The 20,524-nt window shown below is 64.6% G+C and carries 17 protein-coding genes, 3 tRNA genes and 1 pseudogene; all 21 read right to left on the minus strand.

What is annotated here, in order from left to right; translation table 11 throughout:
• Position 1: 1 nt before the first annotated feature.
• The 21 genes and pseudogenes from AAFN89_RS01235 to clpX all read right to left on the minus strand — a co-directional run bounded on the left by AAFN89_RS01235 (position 2) and on the right by clpX (position 20,414).
• Positions 2 to 802 (minus strand): biotin--[acetyl-CoA-carboxylase] ligase, encoded by an 801-nt coding sequence (locus AAFN89_RS01235; RefSeq protein WP_347535069.1) that lies wholly within the window; start codon positions 800 to 802, stop codon positions 2 to 4.
• A complete protein-coding gene (nuoN, locus tag AAFN89_RS01240; RefSeq protein WP_347535071.1) occupies positions 799 to 2,244 on the minus strand; it encodes an NADH-quinone oxidoreductase subunit NuoN in 1,446 nt (481 codons plus the stop codon). The genes AAFN89_RS01235 and nuoN overlap by 4 nt, the downstream gene beginning before the upstream one ends.
• A gap of 21 nt (positions 2,245 to 2,265) precedes the next feature.
• Positions 2,266 to 3,801 (minus strand): NADH-quinone oxidoreductase subunit M, encoded by a 1,536-nt coding sequence (locus AAFN89_RS01245; protein WP_347535073.1) that lies wholly within the window; start codon positions 3,799 to 3,801, stop codon positions 2,266 to 2,268.
• A gap of 12 nt (positions 3,802 to 3,813) precedes the next feature.
• The gene (nuoL, locus tag AAFN89_RS01250; RefSeq protein ID WP_347535075.1) at positions 3,814 to 5,760 is read right to left on the minus strand and encodes an NADH-quinone oxidoreductase subunit L; all 1,947 of its coding nucleotides are present in this window, start codon (positions 5,758 to 5,760) and stop codon (positions 3,814 to 3,816) included.
• Positions 5,761 to 5,773: 13 nt separating this feature from the next.
• Positions 5,774 to 6,082, minus strand: coding sequence for an NADH-quinone oxidoreductase subunit NuoK (nuoK, locus tag AAFN89_RS01255; RefSeq protein ID WP_347535077.1), 309 nt, complete (start codon positions 6,080 to 6,082; stop codon positions 5,774 to 5,776).
• A gap of 4 nt (positions 6,083 to 6,086) precedes the next feature.
• Complete coding sequence (locus AAFN89_RS01260) at positions 6,087 to 6,701, minus strand: NADH-quinone oxidoreductase subunit J (protein WP_347535079.1); 615 nt, start codon at positions 6,699 to 6,701, stop codon at positions 6,087 to 6,089.
• Between the two features lie 129 nt (positions 6,702 to 6,830).
• Positions 6,831 to 7,319, minus strand: coding sequence for an NADH-quinone oxidoreductase subunit NuoI (gene nuoI / locus AAFN89_RS01265; RefSeq protein WP_347535081.1), 489 nt, complete (start codon positions 7,317 to 7,319; stop codon positions 6,831 to 6,833).
• 21 nt (positions 7,320 to 7,340) lie between these two features.
• Positions 7,341 to 8,369: an NADH-quinone oxidoreductase subunit NuoH gene (gene nuoH / locus AAFN89_RS01270; RefSeq protein WP_347535083.1), complete on the minus strand. Its 1,029-nt coding sequence runs from the start codon at positions 8,367 to 8,369 to the stop codon at positions 7,341 to 7,343.
• A gap of 11 nt (positions 8,370 to 8,380) precedes the next feature.
• On the minus strand, positions 8,381 to 10,429 hold the full coding sequence (gene nuoG, locus AAFN89_RS01275; protein ID WP_347535085.1) for an NADH-quinone oxidoreductase subunit NuoG: 2,049 nt from the start codon (positions 10,427 to 10,429) through the stop codon (positions 8,381 to 8,383).
• Positions 10,430 to 10,438: 9 nt separating this feature from the next.
• Complete coding sequence (gene nuoF / locus AAFN89_RS01280) at positions 10,439 to 11,734, minus strand: NADH-quinone oxidoreductase subunit NuoF (RefSeq protein WP_347535087.1); 1,296 nt, start codon at positions 11,732 to 11,734, stop codon at positions 10,439 to 10,441.
• A gap of 209 nt (positions 11,735 to 11,943) precedes the next feature.
• Positions 11,944 to 12,537, minus strand: a pseudogene (nuoE, locus tag AAFN89_RS01285) (NADH-quinone oxidoreductase subunit NuoE); the annotation flags it as partial.
• Positions 12,534 to 13,718 carry an NADH-quinone oxidoreductase subunit D gene (locus tag AAFN89_RS01290; protein WP_347535089.1) on the minus strand — a complete coding sequence of 395 codons (1,185 nt, stop codon included), beginning with the start codon at positions 13,716 to 13,718 and terminating at the stop codon, positions 12,534 to 12,536. The gene AAFN89_RS01290 and the pseudogene nuoE, both read right to left, overlap by 4 nt.
• Before the next feature lie 6 nt (positions 13,719 to 13,724).
• Positions 13,725 to 14,360, minus strand: a complete 636-nt coding sequence (locus tag AAFN89_RS01295; RefSeq protein WP_347535091.1) for an NADH-quinone oxidoreductase subunit C — start codon at positions 14,358 to 14,360, stop codon at positions 13,725 to 13,727.
• Between the two features lie 27 nt (positions 14,361 to 14,387).
• Positions 14,388 to 14,957, minus strand: coding sequence for an NADH-quinone oxidoreductase subunit B family protein (locus AAFN89_RS01300; protein WP_347535093.1), 570 nt, complete (start codon positions 14,955 to 14,957; stop codon positions 14,388 to 14,390).
• Complete coding sequence (locus AAFN89_RS01305) at positions 14,948 to 15,316, minus strand: NADH-quinone oxidoreductase subunit A (protein ID WP_347535095.1); 369 nt, start codon at positions 15,314 to 15,316, stop codon at positions 14,948 to 14,950. Before AAFN89_RS01305 ends, AAFN89_RS01300 begins: the two co-directional genes overlap by 10 nt.
• A 211-nt stretch (positions 15,317 to 15,527) precedes the next feature.
• Positions 15,528 to 15,604, minus strand: a tRNA-Asp gene (locus tag AAFN89_RS01310).
• Positions 15,605 to 15,667: 63 nt separating this feature from the next.
• A tRNA-Asp gene (locus AAFN89_RS01315) sits at positions 15,668 to 15,744 on the minus strand.
• 135 nt (positions 15,745 to 15,879) lie between these two features.
• A tRNA-Val gene (locus AAFN89_RS01320) sits at positions 15,880 to 15,955 on the minus strand.
• A 95-nt stretch (positions 15,956 to 16,050) separates the two neighbouring features.
• Positions 16,051 to 16,323, minus strand: a complete 273-nt coding sequence (locus tag AAFN89_RS01325) for an HU family DNA-binding protein (protein ID WP_347535097.1) — start codon at positions 16,321 to 16,323, stop codon at positions 16,051 to 16,053.
• A 199-nt stretch (positions 16,324 to 16,522) separates the two neighbouring features.
• Positions 16,523 to 18,931, minus strand: coding sequence for an endopeptidase La (lon, locus tag AAFN89_RS01330; RefSeq protein ID WP_347535099.1), 2,409 nt, complete (start codon positions 18,929 to 18,931; stop codon positions 16,523 to 16,525).
• Positions 18,932 to 19,148: 217 nt separating this feature from the next.
• Positions 19,149 to 20,414, minus strand: a complete 1,266-nt coding sequence (gene clpX / locus AAFN89_RS01335; protein WP_347535101.1) for an ATP-dependent Clp protease ATP-binding subunit ClpX — start codon at positions 20,412 to 20,414, stop codon at positions 19,149 to 19,151.
• Positions 20,415 to 20,524: the final 110 nt, after the last annotated feature.

Raw genomic sequence — 20,524 nt, forward strand, 5'->3', positions numbered from 1 at the left:
GTCAGGCTTCCTGCATCAGATGCGGAAAGAACACATCGCCGGCATTCACCCGGCGGCGGGTCCCGTCGCCAAGGCGCACGATCAGCGCGCCGTTCATGTCGATATCCTCGAACAGCCCGGCGAAGCTGTCCGTCTCCAGCCTGACCCGGACCTCGCCGCCCAGCCCGCGCGCCCGTTCCAGCCACGCCTCGCGGATCAGCTCGAAGCCTTCCAGAGCCCAGCGATCGTACCAGAAGCGCAGACGCGGCAGGTAGGTCTCCAGCAACTCGGCGGCCGTGGCCTCCGATGCTCCGGGCAGCGCGTTCAGGCTGATGGCCGGAGTCTCCGAATTCTCCGGATGCGCCGCGACGTTGACACCCAGCCCGGCAATCACCCAATCCGTCCGGCCATCGGGTCGAAGCGCCGATTCCAGCAGGATGCCCGAAATTTTCCGGCCGCCGACCAGCAGGTCGTTGGGCCATTTCAGCATCGCGTCGGCCGTTGGCGACAGGGCCTTCACCGCCTCATGGGTCGCCAGCGCGATGACGAATCCCAACTGTCCCGCCGTCGCCGCCGGCGCGTCGGGGCGCAGGATGGTGGTGCAGAACAGGTTCCCGGCAAGCGACGACCAGCTCCGGCCCCGCCGTCCGCGCCCTGAATCCTGGGCGTCGGCCCAGACGACCGTGCCATGGGCTGCGCCGTCCGTCGCGCGCGCGCGGGCCTCGTCGTTCGTGCTGCCCAGCCGGTCGAAGTGAAGAACGGTCCAGCCGTCCGGAGGGATGACCTTTCCGTCGTCCCCTGGTCCGGAATCGGCTGGGATCATCCGCCGACCAGCGCCGCCGCCGCCCGCGCCGCCGCCGCTGTGATCGGCATCGGGTAGACGAAGAACAGCAGCGTGAACAGGCCCGTGGCCGTCAGGACGAGGCCCATGTCCCGGTCGACAGGCTGGTCGAACGCCTCGGTCGGCTCATCGAAATACATCAGCTTGACGATGCGCAGGTAATAGAACGCCGACACCACGCTGGTCAGGACGCCGATGACGGCCAGGGCGTAGAGTTGCGCCTCCACCGCCGCCTGGAAGACGAACAGTTTCCCGAAGAAGCCCGCCAGCGGCGGGATGCCGGCCATCGAGAACATGAAGATCGCCAGCGCCAGCGCCATCATCGGATGGGTCTTCGACAGGCCGGCCAGGTCGTTGATGCCCTCGACCATCCGGCCGTTGACGCGCATGCACAGGATCACCGCGAAGGTGCCGACATTCATGGCGAGATAGATCGCCAGATAGATCAGCACGGCGGTGACGCCCTTCTCCGTCCCGGCGGCGAGGCCGACCAGCGCGTAGCCGATATGGCCGATCGAGGAATAGGCCATCAGCCGCTTGATGTTCTTCTGATGGATGGCCGCGAAGCCGCCCAGCCCCATCGACAGGATCGAGGTGACGATGATGATCTGCTGCCACTGCGCGACCATGTCGCCGAACGGCCCCATCAGCACCCGGACGAACAGGGCCAGCGCCGCCACCTTCGGGGCCACCGCGAAGAAGGCGGTAACCGGCGTCGGCGCGCCCTCATAGACATCGGGCGTCCACATGTGGAACGGCACGGCGGAGATCTTGAAGGCGAGGCCGGCGGCGATGAAGACGATGCCGATGATCAGGCCTATCGACGGCGCGCCCGACGCCGTCAGCGACTGCGCCAGCGTGCTGAAATTCGTCGTGCCGGCAAAGCCGTAGACCAGCGAAGACCCGTAGAGCAGCAGGCCCGACGACAGTGCGCCCAGGACGAAATATTTCAGGCCGGCTTCGGAGGACCGCAGGGTGTCGCGCCGGAAGGCCGCGACGATGTAGAGTGACAGGCTCTGCAGTTCCAGCCCGATATAGAGCGAGATCAAATCGTTGGCGCTGACCATCATCAGCATGCCGACGGTCGCGAACTGGAACAGCACCGGATATTCGAACCGGGCCATCTGCTCCCGCTCGATATAGCCCAGCGACATGATGACCGCGAGGGAGGAGCCCAGCAGCACCAGCAGCTTGGCGAAGATCGCGAAGCTGTCGATCACGAACAGGCCGCTGAAGGTGACCGCCCTGCCCTCCGGCAGCATGACGACCAGCGCGCCGGCGATGATGAAGCTGGCGACCGTCAGATGGGCGATCAGCCGCGTCGGGTTCCCACCGCGCAGAACGCCCAGAAGCAGCAGCGCCATGCCGGCGCAGGCGAGGAACAGTTCCGGCATGGCCGGCGTCAGGTCGGGGAACGGTGTCATGTTCTTATCGTCTCCCGCGCGTCAGCGTCCGGCCATGTCGACGGCGTCGGCCGCGTCGGACGGCCCGCTGTCCAGGGCGGTTTGATAATTCTCGATCAGGTTGGCGACGGACGCATCCATCACATCGATGAAGCTGGATGGGTAGATGCCCATCCAGAAGACCAGCAGGACCAGCGGCGCGAAGACCATAACCTCGCGCGGCTTGAGGTCCAGAAGCGTCTTCAGGTCCTCCTTCTCCAGCTTGCCGAAGATCACCCGCCGGTAGAGGTAGAGCATGTAGGCGGCGCCCAGGATCACGCCCAGCGCGGCCAGCGCCGCGACCAGCGTGTTCACCCGATAGGCGCCGACCAGGCTCAGGAATTCGCCGACGAAGCCGCTGGTGCCCGGCAGCCCGACGGAGCCGAGCGTGAAGATCATGAAGACGACGGCGTATTTCGGCATGTTGTGGACCAGCCCGCCATAGCGCGCGATCTCACGCGTGTGCAGCCGGTCGTAGACGACGCCGACGCACAGGAACAGCGCGCCCGACACGATGCCGTGGGACAGCATCTGGAAGACCGATCCCTGCACGCCCTGTGTCGTCATCGTGAACATGCCGATGGTGACGAAACCCATATGCGCGATCGACGAATAGGCGATCAGCTTCTTCATGTCCTCCTGCGCCAGCGCGACGAGCGAGGTGTAGATGATCGCGATCACCGACAGCGCGAAGACCATCGGCGCGAAATCCGCCGTCGCGTCCGGCAGCATGGGAATGGAGAAGCGCAGGAAACCGTAGCCGCCCATCTTCAGCAGCACGCCGGCCAGGATCACCGACCCCGCCGTTGGCGCCTCGACATGGGCGTCCGGCAGCCACGTATGCACCGGCCACATCGGGATCTTGACCGCGAAGGACGCGAACAGCGCGATCCACAGCCAGAACTGCATCTGCGGGCTGAACTCGGTCACAAGCAGCGTCGGGATATCGGTCGTGCCGGCCTGGATGTACATCGCCAGCAGCGCGACCAGCATCAGCAGCGATCCGGTCAGCGTGTAGAGGAAGAACTTGAACGCCGCATAGATGCGCCGCTCGCCCGATCCCCAGACGCCGATGATGATGAACATCGGGATCAGCACGCCCTCGAAGAAGACGTAGAACAGCACGTAGTCCAGCGCGCAGAACATGCCCACCATCATGGTCTCAAGGACCAGGAAGGAGATCATGTATTCCTTCACGCGGTTGCGGATGCCGTCCCAGCTCGCCGCCACGCAGATCAGCGTCAGGAGCGTCGACAGCAGGACGAACATCATCGAGATGCCGTCCACGCCCATGTGATAGCCGATGTTGAATTCCGGGAACCACGCCACCTTCTCGACGAACTGGAAGTCCGCCGTGCCGCGATCGAAGCGGAACCACAGGAACAGCGAGATGACGAAGGTGAACAGTGTCGTCCACAGCGCCATCCAGCGCGAATTGCGCGCCACCACCTCGTCCGTGCCGCGCGCGAACAGGAAGATCAGCGCGGCGCCCAGAAGCGGCAGGAAGGTGACGATCGAAAGAATGGGCCAGTCAGCCATGAAATTCCGCCCTTAGCCCCGAACGCTGTAGAGATACCAGGAAACCAGCGCCACCACCCCGATGAGCATGGCGAAGGCGTAGTGATAGAGGTAGCCGGTCTGAAGCGCGCTGGTCCGCCGCGCGATGTCCCGCGTCACCCGCGCGATGCCGTCCGGTCCGACGCCGTCGATGATCGCCACGTCGCCTGACTTCCACAGCCCCCGACCCAGCCACATGGAAAAGCGGACGACGAAGAAGTCGTAGATCTCGTCGAAATACCATTTCCGGAAGGAGAGGTTGTAGAGCGGCCGGAACACGGTCGCCGTCAGCCCCGGCAGGTAAGGCCGGCCCATATAGAAGAGGTAGGCGAGGCCAATGCCGATCAGGCCCATCACGACCGGCAGGATCTTCACCCAGAAGGGCACGTGATGCGCCGCCTCGATGGTGTCGTTCGCTTCCAGCACCAGGATCGAGTCGCCCCAGAACGCCTCGCGCCCATGATGGACGAACGCGTCATAACCCACGTAACCGGCGAACACCGCCCCGATCGCCAGCACGACCAGCGGTCCCAGCATGACCCAGGGGCTTTCATGGACGTGCGCCATCGTCTTCTCGTCGGCGCGCGGCTGGCCGTGGAAGGTCATCAGCAGCAGCCGCCAGCTATAGAAAGCGGTCAGCAGCGCCGCGATCGTGCCCAGCCAGAAGGCGTAGGAGCCGAACCAGCTATGATCCGCGAACGCCGACTCCAGGATGATGTCCTTGGAATAGAAGCCGGCGAAGCCGAACACGCCGTAGACCCCGACCCCGGCAAGCGCCAGGCTGCCGATCCACATCATCGCGTAGGTGACGGGGATCATCCGCCAGATGCCGCCCATCTTGCGCATGTCCTGCTCGTCCGACATGGCGTGGATCACCGATCCGGAGCCCAGGAACAGCAGGGCCTTGAAGAAGGCGTGCGTCATCAGGTGGAAGATCGCCGCCTCATAGGCGGAGACGCCCAGCGCGAAGAACATGTAGCCGAGCTGGCTCATCGTCGAATAGGCGATGACGCGCTTGATGTCGGTCTGGGTCAGGCCGATCGTCGCCGCCACGAAGGCCGTCGTCGCGCCGACGATCGTCACCACCATCAGCGCCGTCGGCGCATATTCGAAGACCGGCGACAGGCGGGCGATCATGAAGACGCCGGCGGTCACCATCGTCGCGGCGTGGATCAGCGCGGAAACCGGGGTCGGGCCTTCCATCGCGTCCGGCAGCCAGGTGTGCAGGCCAAGCTGGGCGGACTTGCCCATCGCGCCGACGAACAGCAGCAGGCAGGCCGTGTTCAGCGCCGGGACCTCGTAGCCCAGGAAGTTGAAGGTGGCGTCCGCCATGGCCGGCGCGGCCTCGAAGACCGTGTCGAACTCGACCGATCCGAAGATCACGAAGATCGCGAAGATGCCCAGCAGGAACCCGAAATCGCCGACCCGGTTCACCACGAACGCCTTGATGGAGGCGTCGTTGGCGGACTTCTTCTCGTACCAGAAGCCGATCAGCAGATAGGAGGCGAGACCGACGCCCTCCCAGCCGAAGAACATCTGCACCAGATTGTCCGCCGTCACCAGCATCAGCATCATGAAGGTGAACAGGCTGAGATAGGCGAAGAACCGGGCCCGGTGCGGATCGTGGCTCATATAGCCGATGGAATAGATGTGGACCATTGCCGACACGCCGTTGACGACGATCAGCATCACGGCCGTCAGCGTGTCGAACCTCAGCGCCCAATCCACGGCGAAATCGCCGCTTTCGATCCAGGTGAAGAGGGTGATCGTGCGCGTCTCGCCGCCCAGCGCGACGTCGACGAACAGCCAGATCGAAAGGATCGCAGCGGCGCAGACACTGGCCACGGTCACGGCCATCGACGCGCGATGGCCGATGACGCGGCCAAGGCAGCCGGCAATCAGAAAGCCGATGAGCGGCAGGAATATCGCGGCAACTTCCATCGGTGCGACGCCCTCAGCCCTTCATGAGATTGATGTCGGTGACCGCGATGGTGCCGCGGTTCCGGAAATAGACGACCAGAATGGCGAGCCCGATCGCCGCCTCCGCCGCGGCGACCGTCAGCACGAACATCGCGAAGATCTGGCCGACCAGATCGTTCAGCGTGGTGGAGAACGCCACAAGGTTCAGGTTGACCGCCAGCAGCATCAGCTCGATCGACATCAGGATGATGATGACGTTCTTCCGGTTGAGGAAGATGCCGAAGATGCCCAGCGTGAACAGGATCGCCGCGACCGTCAGATAGTGAGCGAGACCGATTTCCATGTCCTTAGACCCCTTCCCCGCTCTCGACCTTGCGGATGGCGACCACCTGATCGCGCGGGCGGCTCACCTGATCGGAGATCTTCTGCCGGCGCACGCCCTCGCGCTGACGGAGCGTCAGGACGATCGCGCCGATCATCGCGACCAGCAGGACCAGCCCCGACGCCTGGAACAGGTAGGCGTAGTCGGTATAGATCAGCCGGCCCAGCGCCTCGGTGTTGCTCACCTGGTCGGTCGCCGGCATGACCGCGCGGCTGGCCCCTTCCGCGCCGGGAGACACCACCCAGGCGCCGAACACGAACACCAGCTCGACCAGCAGGATCAGCCCGATCAGCCCACCGATCGGCAGGTACTGGAGGAAACCCTGGCGCAGTTCGGCGAAATTGATGTCCAGCATCATGACGACGAACAGGAAAAGCACCGCCACGGCGCCGACATAGACGACGACCAGGATCATCGCCAGGAACTCCGCCCCCATCAGCACGAACAGCGCCGCGGCGTTGAAGAACGCCAGGATCAGGAACAGCACCGAATGGACCGGGTTCTTCGCTGAGATCACCATCACGCCGGAGGCGATGGCGATGCCGGCGAAAAGATAAAAGGCCAGGGCCTGGACAATCATGCCGAAGCGCTCCCGCGGGCTTGGGAGGAATGAAGGGTCGTCAAGGCGAGGGTTTCCCCCGGGTTGATCTGGAAAGCCGCCCCCAAGGGCGCGATTCCAGGAAACTGGACGTGGCGCGCCGCCGGCTTTTTACCGGTAAGGCGCGTCGGCTGCAATGTTCGCGGCGAGCTGGGCTTCCCATCGGTCGCCGTTCGCCAGCAGCTTCTCCTTGTTATAGAAAAGCTCTTCCCGCGTCTCGGTCGAGAATTCGAAGTTCGGCCCCTCGACGACCGCATCCACCGGGCAGGCCTCCTGGCACAGGCCGCAATAGATGCACTTCGTCATGTCGATGTCGTAGCGCGTCGTGCGGCGGCTGCCGTCGGCGCGCGGCTCCGACTCGATGGTGATCGCCTGGGCCGGGCACACCGCCTCGCACAGCTTGCAGGCAATGCAGCGCTCCTCGCCGTTGGGGTAGCGGCGCAGCGCGTGCTCCCCTCGGAAGCGCGGGCTGATCGGCCCCTTCTCGAACGGGTAGTTCAGCGTCACCTTCGGCTTGAACATGTAGCTGAAGGTAAGCCCCAGGCCCGTAAGCAGCTCGGTCAGGAAGAGCCCCCGGGCGGTGCGGTCCAGAAATGCCATCTTCTATCCGATCCTAATACTTCACGCCGGCAGCAGGTCGAACGCCAGCAGCCCGCCGGCGATCACGATCACCCACAGCAGCGACAGCGGCAGGAACACCTTCCAGCCCAGCCGCATCAACTGGTCGTAGCGGTACCGCGGCAGCGTCGCTCGCACCCAGATGAAGGTGAACAGGCAGAAGGCGATCTTGAGCGCGAACCAGATCGGCCCCGGGATCCAGTAGAGCGGCGCCCAGTCGAACGGCGGCAGCCAGCCTCCCAGGAACAGGATGGTGGTCATCCCGCTCATCAGGATCATGTTGGCATACTCGCCCAGGAAGAACAGCGCGAACGTCATCGCCGAATATTCGACGTTGTAGCCGCCCACCAGCTCCGATTCGCCTTCCGGCAGGTCGAACGGCGAACGATTCGTCTCCGCCAGGGCGGAGACGAAGAAGACCACCGCCATCGGCAGCAGCGGCGTCAGCAGGAAGCCGTTGACGAAGCCGTAGATGCCCTTCTGCGCCAGCACGATCTCGGTCAGGTTCAGCGATCCGGCGCACAGCAGCACCGTGATAATGACGAAGCCGATCGAGACCTCGTAGGACACCATCTGCGCCGCCGACCGAAGCGCGCCCAGGAAGGCGTATTTCGAGTTCGAGGCCCAGCCGGCCATGATGATGCCGTAGACGCCCAGCGAGGAGATGGCGAACAGGTAGAGGATGCCGACATTGATGTCGGCCAGCACCATCCCGTCGCCGAACGGGATCACCGCCCAGGCGATGAGGCTGAGCAGGAAGGTGATCATCGGCGCGATCACGAACACCACCCGGTTCGAACCGGACGGGATGATCGTCTCCTTCGCGAACAGCTTCAGCCCGTCCGCGAAGGGTTGCAGCAGGCCGAACGGTCCGACGACCATCGGCCCCTGGCGGAGCTGCATCGCCCCCAGCACCTTGCGTTCCGCATAGGTCAGGTAGGCGACCGCGATCAGAAGGGGAACGATGATCGCCATGCATTGGATGACGATGAGAATCGTCGGCCAGGCGTAGCCGGTCCAGAAAGCTTCCATCTTCTCGTCGCCTATTCCGCTGCTTCGGCCGCGCCGCCGCCGTGCAGGATCTCATCCACGCAGCGCGCCATCGTCTCAGACGCCCGGCTGATCGGGTCGGTCATGTAGAAATTCGCGATCGGCGTCGCGAACGGCGCCTGATCCATCTTCCCCTTCTCGCCGAACGCGCCCCACGCGGCCGGCTCCAGCACGTCGATCGCCGCGAAGGTCGGGTGCGCCTCCAGCATCTTGCCGCGCAGCTCGCGCAGGCTGTCATAGGGCAGCGTGCGGCCCAGATGCTGGCTCGCCGCGCGCAGGATCTTCCAGTCCTCCCGCGCCTCGCCGGGCGGGAAGACCGCCATGCGACCAAGCTGCGCCCGCCCTTCGGTGTTGACGTAGGTGCCGTTCTTCTCCGTATAGGCAGCGCCGGGCAGGATCACGTCGGCGCGGTGCGCGCCGCGGTCGCCGTGATGGCCCTGATAGATGACGAAGGCGTCGCCCAGCCGGCTGGTGTCGATCTCGTCCGCGCCCAAAAGCCAGACCACATCGATCTCGCCCTTCCCGGCCCCGTCCAGGATACCTGCCACGTCGCGGCCGCCCTCGCCCGGCAGGAAGCCGACATCCAGCCCGCCGACCCGTCCGGCGGCGGTGTGCAGAACGTTGAAGCCGTTCCAGTCTTCCCGAACCGTCGCCAGCTCCCGGCACGCCGCCAGGATAACCGCGCCGTCGGGCCGGGCCAGCGCGCCCATGCCGACGATGACCATCGGGTTCTTGGCGTCCTTCAGCAGCTTCGCGAAGTCGCCCTTGCCGCCCGCGATCTCCGATAGCGTGTCCGTCCCCGCGCCCAGATATTCGGTGCGGTAGGTCAGGTCCTCGTTCGTCCCGATGACGCCGACCGTCAGGCCGCCGCGCAGCCACCGCTTGCGGATGCGGGCGTTGAGGATCGGCGCCTCGATCCGGGGGTTGGACCCCACGATCAGGATGGCGTCGGCTTCCTCGATCCCGGCGATGCCGGTGTTGAACAGATAACCGGCCCGCGCGCCCACACCGATCTTCGCGCCGTCCTGGCGGCAGTCGATATTGGCCGATCCCAGCGCGGTCATCAGCCCCTTCAGGGCGAACATCGATTCCGCGTCGCAAAGGTCGCCGGCGATCGCCGCGATGCGGGAGCCGTCGACGCCCTGGAGCCGCGCCGTTACCGCCGCGAAGGCTTCTTCCCAGCTCGCCGGCGTCAGCTTGCCGTCGCGCCGCACATAGGGGCGGTCAAGCCGCTGGCGCATCAGCCCGTCGCAGGCGAAGCGGGTCTTGTCGCTGATCCACTCCTCGTTCACGTCCTCGTTGAGGCGCGGCAGGACGCGCATCACCTGCCCGCCCCTTGCGTCGACGCGGATGCTGGAGCCGACGGCGTCCATCACGTCGACCGTCTGGGTCTTCTTCAACTCCCACGGCCGCGCCGCGAAGGCGTAGGGCTTGGAGGTCAGCGCGCCGACGGGGCAGATGTCGATCATGTTGCCGGACAGTTCCGACGACACCGCCTTCCCGACATAGGTGCCGATCTCCATGTGCTCGCTGCGGCCAGTCGCCCCCATCTCCGGCACGCCGGCGATCTCGTCGGCGAAGCGGATGCAGCGGGTGCAATGAATGCAGCGCGTCATGAAGGTCTTGATCAGCGGCCCGAGATATTTCTCCTTCACCGCCCGCTTGTTCTCCGCGAATCGGCCCCGGTCGAAGCCGTAGGCCATCGCCTGGTCCTGCAGATCGCACTCGCCGCCCTGGTCGCAGATCGGGCAGTCCAGCGGGTGGTTGATCAGCAGGAATTCCATCACGCCCTTGCGGGCCTTGTGGACCAGGTCCGTGTCGGTGCGGATGACCATGCCGTCGCCGGCCGGCATCGCGCAGGACGCGATCGGCTTCGGGCTGCGCTCCATCTCCACCAGGCACATGCGGCAGTTGGCCGGCACTGAAAGCCGGTCGTGATAGCAGAAGCGTGGGATCTCCACGCCCAGTTGCTCGCAGGCCTGGAGGACCGATGTCCCCGGCTCGACCTCGATCTCGATTCCGTCGATCGTCAGCTTAGGCATTTTTCGTTCCTACTCCGCCGCGACCCGGTGGGCGGCGTCGCGGTATTCGCGGATGCGGCGCTCCATCTCCGGGCGGAAGTGCCGGATCAGGCCCTGGACCGGCCATGCGGCGGCGTCGCCATGGGCGCAGATCGTGTGGCCCTCGATCTCCTTGGTCACTTCCAGCAGCATGTCGATCTCCTCGACCCGGGCGTCGCCCTTGACCATGCGCTTCATGACCCGCCACAGCCAGCCGGTGCCCTCGCGGCACGGCGTGCACTGGCCGCAGCTCTCATGCATGTAGAAATGCGACAGCCGGGCGATGGCGTAGACGATGTCGGTCGACTTATCCATCACGATCAGCCCGGCGGTGCCCAGGCCGGACTTGACCTCGCGCAGGCTGTCGAAATCCATCAGGACGGTGTCGCAGATGTCCTTGGGCAGCACCGGCGTGGACGAGCCGCCGGGAATCACCGCCAGCAGATTGTCCCAGCCGCCGCGCACGCCGCCGGCATGCTTGTCGATCAGTTCCCGCATGGAGATGCCGAGTTCCTCCTCGACATTGCAGGGCTGGTTGATATGGCCGGAGATGCAGAACAGCTTGGTGCCATGGTTCTTCGGCCGGCCCAGCCCGGCGAACCATTCCCCGCCGCGCCGCAGGATCTCCGGCACCACGGCGATCGTCTCGACATTGTTGACCGTCGTCGGGCAGCCATAGAGGCCGGCCTGCGCCGGGAAGGGCGGCTTGTTGCGCGGCTGGCCCTTCTTGCCCTCAAGGCTCTCCAGCAGCGCGGTCTCCTCGCCGCAGATATAGGCTCCGGCGCCGCGATGGAGGTAGAGGTCGAAATCCCAGCCGGACCCGCAGGCGTTCTCGCCGATCAGCCCGGCCTCGTACGCCTCGTCGATCGCCCGCTGGATTTCCGACGCTTCGGTATAAAACTCGCCGCGGATGTAGATGTAGCAGGCATGGGCGCCCATCGCGAAGGACGAGACCAGCGCGCCCTCGACCAGCCGGTGCGGGTCGTGCCGCATGATGTCCCGGTCCTTGCAGGTCCCGGGCTCCGATTCGTCGGCGTTGATGACCAGGTAGCTGGGGCGGCCGTCCGGGTTCTCCTTGGGCATGAACGACCATTTCATGCCGGTCGGGAAGCCCGCCCCGCCGCGCCCGCGCAGGCCGGAGGCCTTGACCTCCTCGATGATCTTCTCGCGGCCCAGCTCGATCAGCGCCTTGGTGTTGTCCCAGACGCCGCGCTTCCGCGAGGCCTCAAGCCCCCAATCCTGCCAACCGTAGAGGTTGGTGAAGATCCGGTCTTCGTCCCGCAGCATGGCTACTGCCCTTCCTTCGCGCCGGTGGTCTTGCCTTCCGGATGGATCTTGACCTTGGTCCGGGCCTTCTTCTCCGGATCGGCATCCGACCGGGAACGGCCCTCGGCGCCCTTCAGGGATTCGGCGACCTGCCCGTTGTCGACCTCCGCGCCCTCGGCGGTCTTCGCCGCGCGCTTCTGGCCCTTCTTCGTGTCGGGCGCCCATTCCGCCAGCGAGGTCGGTCCCGCCTCCGCCTGGCTGCCGGGCCGGCCGATCACCGACCCCTTCTTCAGCGCCTTGCCGGCCTTCAGATCGTCGATCAGCGCGCAGGTCCGGTCGTAGTCCAGATCCTCGACATAGTCGTCGTTGATCTGGATCATCGGCGCGTTGACGCAAGCGCCCAGGCATTCGACCTCGACGACGGTGAACATGCCGTCCTCACTGTCATGGCCGGGCGTCGCGCCGGTCTTGTCTTTCAGCGCCTTCAGCACCGCGTCGGAATTGCACAGCCAGCAGGGCGTTGTGGTGCAGACCTGGACCAGGAATTTCCCGACCGGGGCCTTGTTGTACATCGTGTAGAAGCTGGCGACCTCATAGGCGCGGATGCGCGGCATTTCCAGAAGGTCGGCCACGTAATCCATCGCCGCGCGCGGCAGCCAGTTCTCGTTCTGACGCTGGGCGAGGTCCAGCAGCGGCATCACCGCGCTCTGCTGCTTGCCCGGCGGATATTTGGCGATGATCTTTTGCGCGCGCTCCAGATTCTCCGGCGTGAAGGCGAAGTCCTGCGGCTGGAGGTGTTGCGGCGCCGGCGCTCCGAAACTCATCGGTCGATTTCCCCGAAAACGATGTCCATGGAGCCGATGATCGCCACCGCGTCGGCGAGCATGTGACCTCGGCTCATGAAGTCCAGCCCCTGAAGATGCGCGAAGCCGGGAGCGCGGATGCGGCATCGGTAGGGGCGGTTCGTGCCGTCGGCGACCAGATATACGGCGAATTCGCCCTTGGGCGCCTCGACCGCCGCGTAAACCTCGCCCTCCGGCACGTGATAACCTTCGGTATAGAGCTTGAAGTGATGGATCAGCGCTTCCATCGACCGCTTCATCTCGGCCCGGGGCGGCGGCGCGACCTTGCGGTCGGCGACCTTGATCGGCCCGTCCTTGGGCATCTGCTCCAGGCATTGCCGGATGATGCGGGCCGACTGGCGCATCTCCTCGATCCGGATCAGGTAACGCGCATAACAGTCGCCGGTCAGGCCGACCGGGACGTCGAAATCCATCCGGTCATAGACTTCGTAGGGCTGCGCCTTGCGCAGGTCCCAGGCGACGTTCGACCCGCGCAGCATCGGGCCGGTGAAGCCCCAGGCCAGCGCCTCCTCCTTGGTGACGATCCCGACATCGACCGTCCGTTGCTTGAAGACGCGGTTCTCGCTCAGCAGATCCTCAAGGTCGGCGATGAAGGCCGGGAACCGCTCGGTATAGGCCCAGATATCGTCCGCCAGTCCCGCCGGCAGGTCCTGATGGACCCCGCCAGGACGGAAATAGTTGGCGTGCAGACGGGCGCCGCAGACCCGCTCATAGAACTCCATGAGGACTTCGCGTTCCTCGAATCCCCACAGCGACGGCGTGATCGCGCCAACATCCAGCGCGAACGTCGTCAGGTTCAGCAGATGGTTGAGGATGCGGCCGATCTCGCTGTAGAGCACGCGGATATACTTCGCCCGCTCCGGCACCTCGATGCCCAGCAGCTTCTCCGTCGCCAGGGCGAAGGCATGCTCCTGGTTCATCGGCGCGACATAATCCAGCCGGTCGAAATAGGGGATCGCCTGGATGTAGGTCTTGTATTCGATCAGCTTTTCGGTGCCGCGATGGAGCAGGCCGATATGCGGGTCCGCCCGCTCGACCACCTCGCCATCCATCTCCAGCACCAGGCGCAGCACGCCGTGCGCGGCCGGATGCTGGGGACCGAAATTGAGCGTGAACGGCTTGATCTGTTGTTCTTCGGCCATGATCCCTTACGCCTTCCCCGATTCCGGGGTCTCGCCCTCCGCCGCCTTCTCGTCGCCCGGCAGCATCGTCCTCGTCATGCCCTCCCACGGGCTCAGGAAATCGAAGGTGCGGAAATCCTGGGTCAGCTTCACGGGCTCGTAGACCACCCGCTTCTGCTCCTCGTCGTAGCGCACCTCGACATAGCCGGTCAGCGGGAAATCCTTGCGTAGCGGATGCCCTTCGAAACCATAATCGGTCAGGATGCGCCGCAGGTCGGGATTGTCGGAGAAGAAAATCCCGAACATGTCCCACACTTCGCGTTCGAACCACCCGGCCACCGGGAAAAGCTCCACCGCGGAGGGGACGGGCGTCTCCTCGTCGGTCATGATCTTCACCCGGATGCGCTGGTTATGGCTGTAGCTCAGCAAATGGTAGACGACGTCGAATCGCTCTTCCCTGTCGGGATAGTCGACGCCGGTCAGATCGACCAGGCTTTCGAACCGGCAGTCGCTGTCGTCCCGCAGGAACTTCAGGACCTTTTCGATCGCGCCGCGCCGCACCTGGACGGTCAGTTGCCCCGATCGCGTCTCGAAGGACGCGACATCGGCGCCCAGCGCCCCCGCCAGATGCTCGCCGAGATCATTCAATGCCTGAACGGACATGCAATCTACTCTTGGGTTGTCCGGAAGTTAGCGGGCGATCTCGCCGCCGCGGCGAATCTTCTTCTGAAGCTGCATGATGCCATAGACCAGCGCCTCGGCGGTCGGCGGGCAGCCGGGGACGTAGACGTCCACGGGCACGATGCGGTCACAGCCGCGCACCACCGAATAGCTGTAATGGTAGTAGCCCCCGCCATTGGCGCAGGACCCCATGGAGATCACCCAGCGGGGCTCCGGCATCTGGTCGTAGACCTTGCGCAGCGCCGGGGCCATCTTGTTGGTCAGCGTGCCGGCCACGATCATCACGTCGGACTGGCGCGGGCTGGGCCGAGGGATCACGCCCAGACGGTCCAGATCGTAGCGCGCCATGTAGGCGTGGATCATCTCCACCGCGCAGCAGGCCAGGCCGAACGTCATCGGCCACAGGGACCCCGTGCGGGCCCAGGCCAGCAGATGATCGAACTTGGCGACCAGGAAGCCCTTGTCCTGAAGCTCGGCCGTGGCGCGCGCGATGATCGCGTCCTGCGCGGGGCCGGTTGGCAGGGCCGTGTCGAACTCCGCCGGCGCGGGCGCCGTGGCGGCGGAACCGCTCACTCCCATTCCAGCGCTCCTTTCTTCCACTCATAGATGAAGCCGATGGTCAGGATGCCGAGGAACGACACCATGGACCAGAAGCCGAAAAGACCGATATCGCCCAGCGTCACCGCCCAGGGGAACAGGAAGGCGACCTCCAGGTCGAAGATGATGAACAGGATCGCGACCAGGTAGAATCGAACGTCGAACTTGGACCGGGCGTCGTCGAACGCCTCGAAGCCGCATTCGTAGGCGGAGATCTTCTCGCTGTCCGGATTCTGGTGCGCCACCAGATAGGAAGCAGCGATCATCACCACCGACAGCCCGCCGGCGATGCCAAGGAAGATCAGAATCGGGAGGTATTCCGCCAGCAGCGTTTGAGACATTGGGGCGCCTCGGTTTCGGGGTTCCATTCCGTCACATACGACCGGGAGAGAACTTCACTCTTCAACCGGTTGAAGACGATCCCTCGGACGGCCGCGACGGGCTTGTATATAGGCCCCTGACACTGGCAAGGAAAGCGATTTCCGGCCATTGGCAGGGCGTTGCGGCCTTATGCTGCGACAGGCGCTTTAACGAAAGATTGACGAGGAGAAGTGGCGCGAGTGACGGGACTTGAACCCGCGGCCTCCGGCGTGACAGGCCGGCGCTCTAACCAACTGAGCTACACCCGCGTATGGCGCGCGGGACGGGCTTTCTGAAAAAGCCGCCGCGAGCGCGTTCGTTCTGTCTGGAAATGGCGCGAGTGACGGGACTTGAACCCGCGGCCTCCGGCGTGACAGGCCGGCGCTCTAACCAACTGAGCTACACCCGCGTGGGCGATTTCCTAGAGCCGCCTTGCGGCGAGGCGCTTGAGATACTCGGTCACCCCTGCCCTGTCAAGCGGATCGGGACCGCTTTATGGGCCGAATCTTCCCGATGAAACTTCCATATGATTCCGGGCCGGTGATGGTGGGCGATGACGGGTTCGAACCGCCGACCCTCGGTGTGTAAAACCGATGCTCTGCCAGCTGAGCTAATCGCCCGTTTCCCGGGTTCCTGGGGGCCTCGCGCCGGCCCAGAACGCACCAAGCCGGCCGTGATGAACGGCCGGCTTGGCGGTGGCTTGAAAAGGGACGACTTAGTTGACGGCGTCCTTCAGGCCCTTGCCGGCCTTGAACTTCGGCTGCTTGGAGGCGGCGATCTTGATCTTCTCGCCGGTCCGCGGGTTGCGGCCCTCCGAAGCGGCGCGCGAGGCGACGGCGAAAGTGCCGAAGCCGATCAGGCGAACTTCGTCACCCTTCTTCAGTGCAGCGCCGATTCCATCGAACACGGCGTCAACGGCTTTCGCTGCGTCGCTTTTGGAAATACCGGCGGCCTCGGCCACATGAGTGACGAGATCTTGCTTGTTCACTTCAAGCCCCCCTCTTCAGGACTAAGAAAATATTAAGAAATACTAGTCGGATTGAAGACCAGTACTATTTCAGGTCTGGCGATTTGACCGGAGCAACTCCGCTAGACTTGTGGGGCGGGAGTGTAAGCGCACCGCGCCGCCCCGGTCAATCGTCCGAATGGCTCTCGACGGCGGATTCTCCGCCGTTTTCTGCCATTTTTCAGTGACGCAATGCGGCCCCGTCCTCGCCCTCGCCTGTCACAGGGGCGATCTGGTCGACCTCGGCCGGCTCGATCCACTCGATCGGCTCCGGCTGGCTGACCAGCGCGGTTTTCAGGACTTCGTCGGCCGTGGCGACCGGAATGATCGTCAGGTGTTTCTTCACGTTATCCGGGACTTCCGCCAGATCCTTCTCGTTTTCCTTCGGGATCAGGACAATCTTCACCCCGCCGCGGAGCGCCGCCAGGAGCTTCTCCTTCAGCCCGCCGATCGGCAGCACTCGGCCGCGCAGCGTGATCTCGCCGGTCATGGCGACATCCTTACGGACGGGGATGCCGGTCAGGACGGAAACGATCGACGTCACCATGGCGACGCCGGCGCTGGGACCGTCCTTCGGGGTCGCCCCCTCGGGCACGTGGACGTGGATGTCCTTCCGGGCGAACATCGGCGGCTTGATGCCGAACGCGGTCGCGCGCGACTTGACGTAGCTCTCGGCCGCCTGGACCGATTCCTTCATCACGTCGCCCAGCTTGCCGGTCGTCGTCACCCTGCCCTTTCCGGGCAGCGTCACCGACTCGATCGTCAGCAGTTCGCCGCCGACTTCCGTCCAGGCGAGGCCCGTGACCACGCCCACCAGATCCTCAAGCTCCGTCTCGCCATAGCGGAACTTCCGCACGCCGGCATACTTGTCGAGGTTCTTGCGGGTGACCGCGATCTTGTCCAGCCCCTTGGACAGGATGTCCTTGACCGCCTTCCGGGCCAGGTTGGCGATCTCCCGCTCCAGGCTGCGGACGCCGGCCTCGCGGGTGTAGTAGCGGATCAGGTCGCGAAGCGCGTCGTCGGAGATCGACCATTCGCCCTTCTTCAGTCCGTGATTCGCCACCTGCTTGTCGATCAGGTGCCGCTTGGCGATCTCGACCTTCTCATCCTCGGTATAGCCGGGGATGCGGATGATCTCCATCCGGTCCAAAAGCGGCTGCGGCATCCGCAGGCTGTTGGCCGTGCAGATGAACATCACGTCCGACAGGTCGTAATCGACCTCCAGGTAATGGTCGTTGAACGCGCCGTTCTGCTCCGGATCCAGGACCTCCAGCAGCGCCGCCGACGGGTCGCCCCGCCAGTCCGCGCCCAGCTTGTCGACCTCGTCCAGCAGGAACAGCGGGTTCGAGGTCTTGGCCTTCTTCATGCCCTGGACGACCTTGCCCGGCATGGAGCCGATATAGGTCCGGCGGTGGCCGCGCACCTCGGCCTCGTCCCGCACGCCGCCCAGCGACATGCGCACGAAGTTGCGCCCGGTCGCCCGTGCGATCGACTTGCCAAGCGAGGTCTTGCCGACGCCCGGCGGGCCGACCAGGCACAGGATCGGGCCCTTGATCTTGTTCATCCGCTGCTGGACGGCGAGGTATTCGAGGATACGCTCCTTGATCTTCTCCAGCCCGTAATGATCGTCGTTGAGCACATCTTCGGCGAGCTTGATGTCCTTCTTGACCTTGCTGCGCTTCTTCCAGGGGATGGAGGTCATCCAGTCCAGATAGTTGCGCACGACGGTCGCCTCGGCGGACATCGGGCTCATGTTCCGCAGCTTCTTCAGCTCGGCGGCGGCCTTGTCGCGGGCTTCCTTCGACAGCTTGGTCTTGGCGATCTTCTCTTCCAGTTCGGCCAACTCGTCGCGGCCGTCCTCGGTCTCGCCCAGCTCCTTCTGGATCGCCTTGAGCTGTTCGTTCAGATAGTACTCGCGCTGGGTCTTCTCCATCTGGCGCTTGACGCGCGAGCGGATGCGCTTCTCCACCTGCAGGACGCCGATCTCGCCCTCCATGAAGGCGTAGACCTTCTCCAGCCGCTCGCCGACAGACGGCGTCTCCAGAAGCTGCTGCTTCTCGGGGATCTTCAGCGTCAGGTGCGAGGCGATCGTGTCCGCCAGCTTGGTCGATTCCTCGATCTGGTTGACCGAAACCAGGACCTCGGGCGGGATTTTCTTGTTCAGCTTGATGTACTGCTCGAACTGGGAGATCGCGGCGCGGCCGAGAGCCTCAAGCTCCTGCCCCTTATCGTCGACATCGTCCATCTCATCGGCCAGCGCCTGGAAGAACTGGTCGTTGTCGGCGAAGCGGTTGATCTTCGCCCGCTTACCGCCCTCGACCAGCACCTTCACGGTGCCGTCGGGCAGCTTCAGGAGTTGCAGGACCGTGCCCACCGTGCCGACATCGAACATGTCGTCCGGTCCGGGATCGTCCTGGGCGGCGTTCTTCTGCGTCACCAGAAGGATCTGCTTGTCGTCCTTCATCACGTCTTCCAGCGCGCGCACGGACTTCTCCCGCCCCACGAACAGGGGGACGATCATGTGCGGGAAGACGACGATGTCACGCAGCGGGAGAACCGGATAAAGAGCGCCGCGATTGAGTTCCAACATGAGCCTATGGCCTCTCGAGCATGGGTCGCGTGACAGGGCACGCCTTGGCGGACGGCCTCATTCTGGCCGACGCCTCGTTAACGTGGCCTTTAATGGGGGCGCTATCAAGATGTGCATGAGCGCCAGCGTGACGCCTGGGTGGTAAGGGGGCTCCCCCAGGAATCGTATGGGGCGCCCGAAGACGCCCCAAATCCTTGATCGGCGATTGTGGCGGAACCTACGCGCCGGGCGCGACGTCGCCCCGCTTTTCGGCATAGATCATCAGCGGCTTGGAGCGGCCTTCGACGACCTCGCCATTGACCACGATCTCCTCCACCCCGTCCATGCCGGGCAGGTCGAACATCGGCTCCAGCAGGATGCCTTCCATGATCGACCGCAGGCCGCGGGCGCCGGTCTTCCGGGCGATGGCCTTCTGGGCGATGGCGCGCAACGCCTCGTCGCTGAAGGACAGATGCACGTCCTCCATCTCGAACAGCCGCTGGTACTGCTTGACCAGCGCGTTCTTCGGGGAGGTCAGGATCTCCACCAGCGCGTCCTCGTCCAGGTCGCCCAGGGTGGCGACGACCGGCAGGCGGCCGACGAATTCGGGGATCAGCCCGAATTTCAGCAGATCCTCGGGCTCGACCTCGCGCAGCAACTCGCCGGTCTGGCGGTCCTCAGGGCGCTGCACGTCGGCGCCGAAGCCGATGGCCGTGCCCTTGCCGCGCTGGGCGATGATCTTCTCCAGCCCCGCGAACGCGCCGCCGCAGATGAACAGGATGTTCGTCGTGTCGACCTGGAGGAATTCCTGCTGGGGATGCTTGCGCCCGCCCTGCGGCGGCACCGACGCCACGGTGCCCTCCATGATCTTCAGCAGCGCCTGCTGGACGCCCTCGCCCGACACGTCCCGCGTGATCGACGGGTTGTCGGACTTGCGGCTGATCTTGTCGACCTCGTCGATATAGACGATGCCGCGCTGCGCCCGCTCGACATTGTAGTCGGCGGCCTGCAGCAGCTTGAGGATGATGTTCTCGACATCCTCGCCGACATAGCCCGCTTCGGTCAGCGTGGTCGCGTCGGCCATGGTGAAGGGCACGTCGATGATACGCGCCAGCGTCTGGGCCAGAAGCGTCTTGCCGCAGCCGGTGGGGCCGACCAGCAGGATGTTCGACTTCGCCAGCTCGACGTCGCTGTTCTTCTGGCCGTGGGCCAGCCGCTTGTAGTGATTGTGAACCGCCACCGACAGCACGCGCTTGGCATGCTCCTGGCCGATCACGTAATCGTCCAGCACCTTGTGGATGTCGCGCGGCGTCGGCACGCCGTCGCGGTTCTTCACAAGCGTCGTCTTGTTCTCTTCGCGGATGATGTCCATGCACAGTTCGACGCATTCATCGCAGATGAACACGGTCGGACCGGCAATGAGCTTGCGGACCTCGTGCTGGCTCTTCCCGCAGAAGGAGCAGTAGAGGGTGTTCTTGGAATCTCCGCCGGAAGATTTACTCATCAAAGCCCCGATTGGATACGAACGGCGCGGCTGTTGCCGTAACGCCCTTTAATCCCATGACATGGGCCTCGGCGGGCCGACGGCAACGTGTACCCGACCACAGCCACGAC

The sequence above is a fragment of the Inquilinus sp. CAU 1745 genome (genome assembly GCF_039839375.1).
Lineage (GTDB): Bacteria > Pseudomonadota > Alphaproteobacteria > DSM-16000 > Inquilinaceae > JBDOQU01.

Coding starts and splice junctions, on each gene's coding strand:
- AAFN89_RS01235 (WP_347535069.1), bottom strand. CDS start 802: ATGATCCCAGCCGATTCCGGACCAGGGGACGACGGAAAGGTCATCCCT.
- nuoN (WP_347535071.1), bottom strand. CDS start 2,244: ATGACACCGTTCCCCGACCTGACGCCGGCCATGCCGGAACTGTTCCTC.
- AAFN89_RS01245 (WP_347535073.1), bottom strand. CDS start 3,801: ATGGCTGACTGGCCCATTCTTTCGATCGTCACCTTCCTGCCGCTTCTG.
- nuoL (WP_347535075.1), bottom strand. CDS start 5,760: ATGGAAGTTGCCGCGATATTCCTGCCGCTCATCGGCTTTCTGATTGCC.
- nuoK (WP_347535077.1), bottom strand. CDS start 6,082: ATGGAAATCGGTCTCGCTCACTATCTGACGGTCGCGGCGATCCTGTTC.
- AAFN89_RS01260 (WP_347535079.1), bottom strand. CDS start 6,701: ATGATTGTCCAGGCCCTGGCCTTTTATCTTTTCGCCGGCATCGCCATC.
- nuoI (WP_347535081.1), bottom strand. CDS start 7,319: ATGGCATTTCTGGACCGCACCGCCCGGGGGCTCTTCCTGACCGAGCTG.
- nuoH (WP_347535083.1), bottom strand. CDS start 8,369: ATGGAAGCTTTCTGGACCGGCTACGCCTGGCCGACGATTCTCATCGTC.
- nuoG (WP_347535085.1), bottom strand. CDS start 10,429: ATGCCTAAGCTGACGATCGACGGAATCGAGATCGAGGTCGAGCCGGGG.
- nuoF (WP_347535087.1), bottom strand. CDS start 11,734: ATGCTGCGGGACGAAGACCGGATCTTCACCAACCTCTACGGTTGGCAG.
- AAFN89_RS01290 (WP_347535089.1), bottom strand. CDS start 13,718: ATGGCCGAAGAACAACAGATCAAGCCGTTCACGCTCAATTTCGGTCCC.
- AAFN89_RS01295 (WP_347535091.1), bottom strand. CDS start 14,360: ATGTCCGTTCAGGCATTGAATGATCTCGGCGAGCATCTGGCGGGGGCG.
- AAFN89_RS01300 (WP_347535093.1), bottom strand. CDS start 14,957: ATGGGAGTGAGCGGTTCCGCCGCCACGGCGCCCGCGCCGGCGGAGTTC.
- AAFN89_RS01305 (WP_347535095.1), bottom strand. CDS start 15,316: ATGTCTCAAACGCTGCTGGCGGAATACCTCCCGATTCTGATCTTCCTT.
- lon (WP_347535099.1), bottom strand. CDS start 18,931: ATGTTGGAACTCAATCGCGGCGCTCTTTATCCGGTTCTCCCGCTGCGT.
- clpX (WP_347535101.1), bottom strand. CDS start 20,414: ATGAGTAAATCTTCCGGCGGAGATTCCAAGAACACCCTCTACTGCTCC.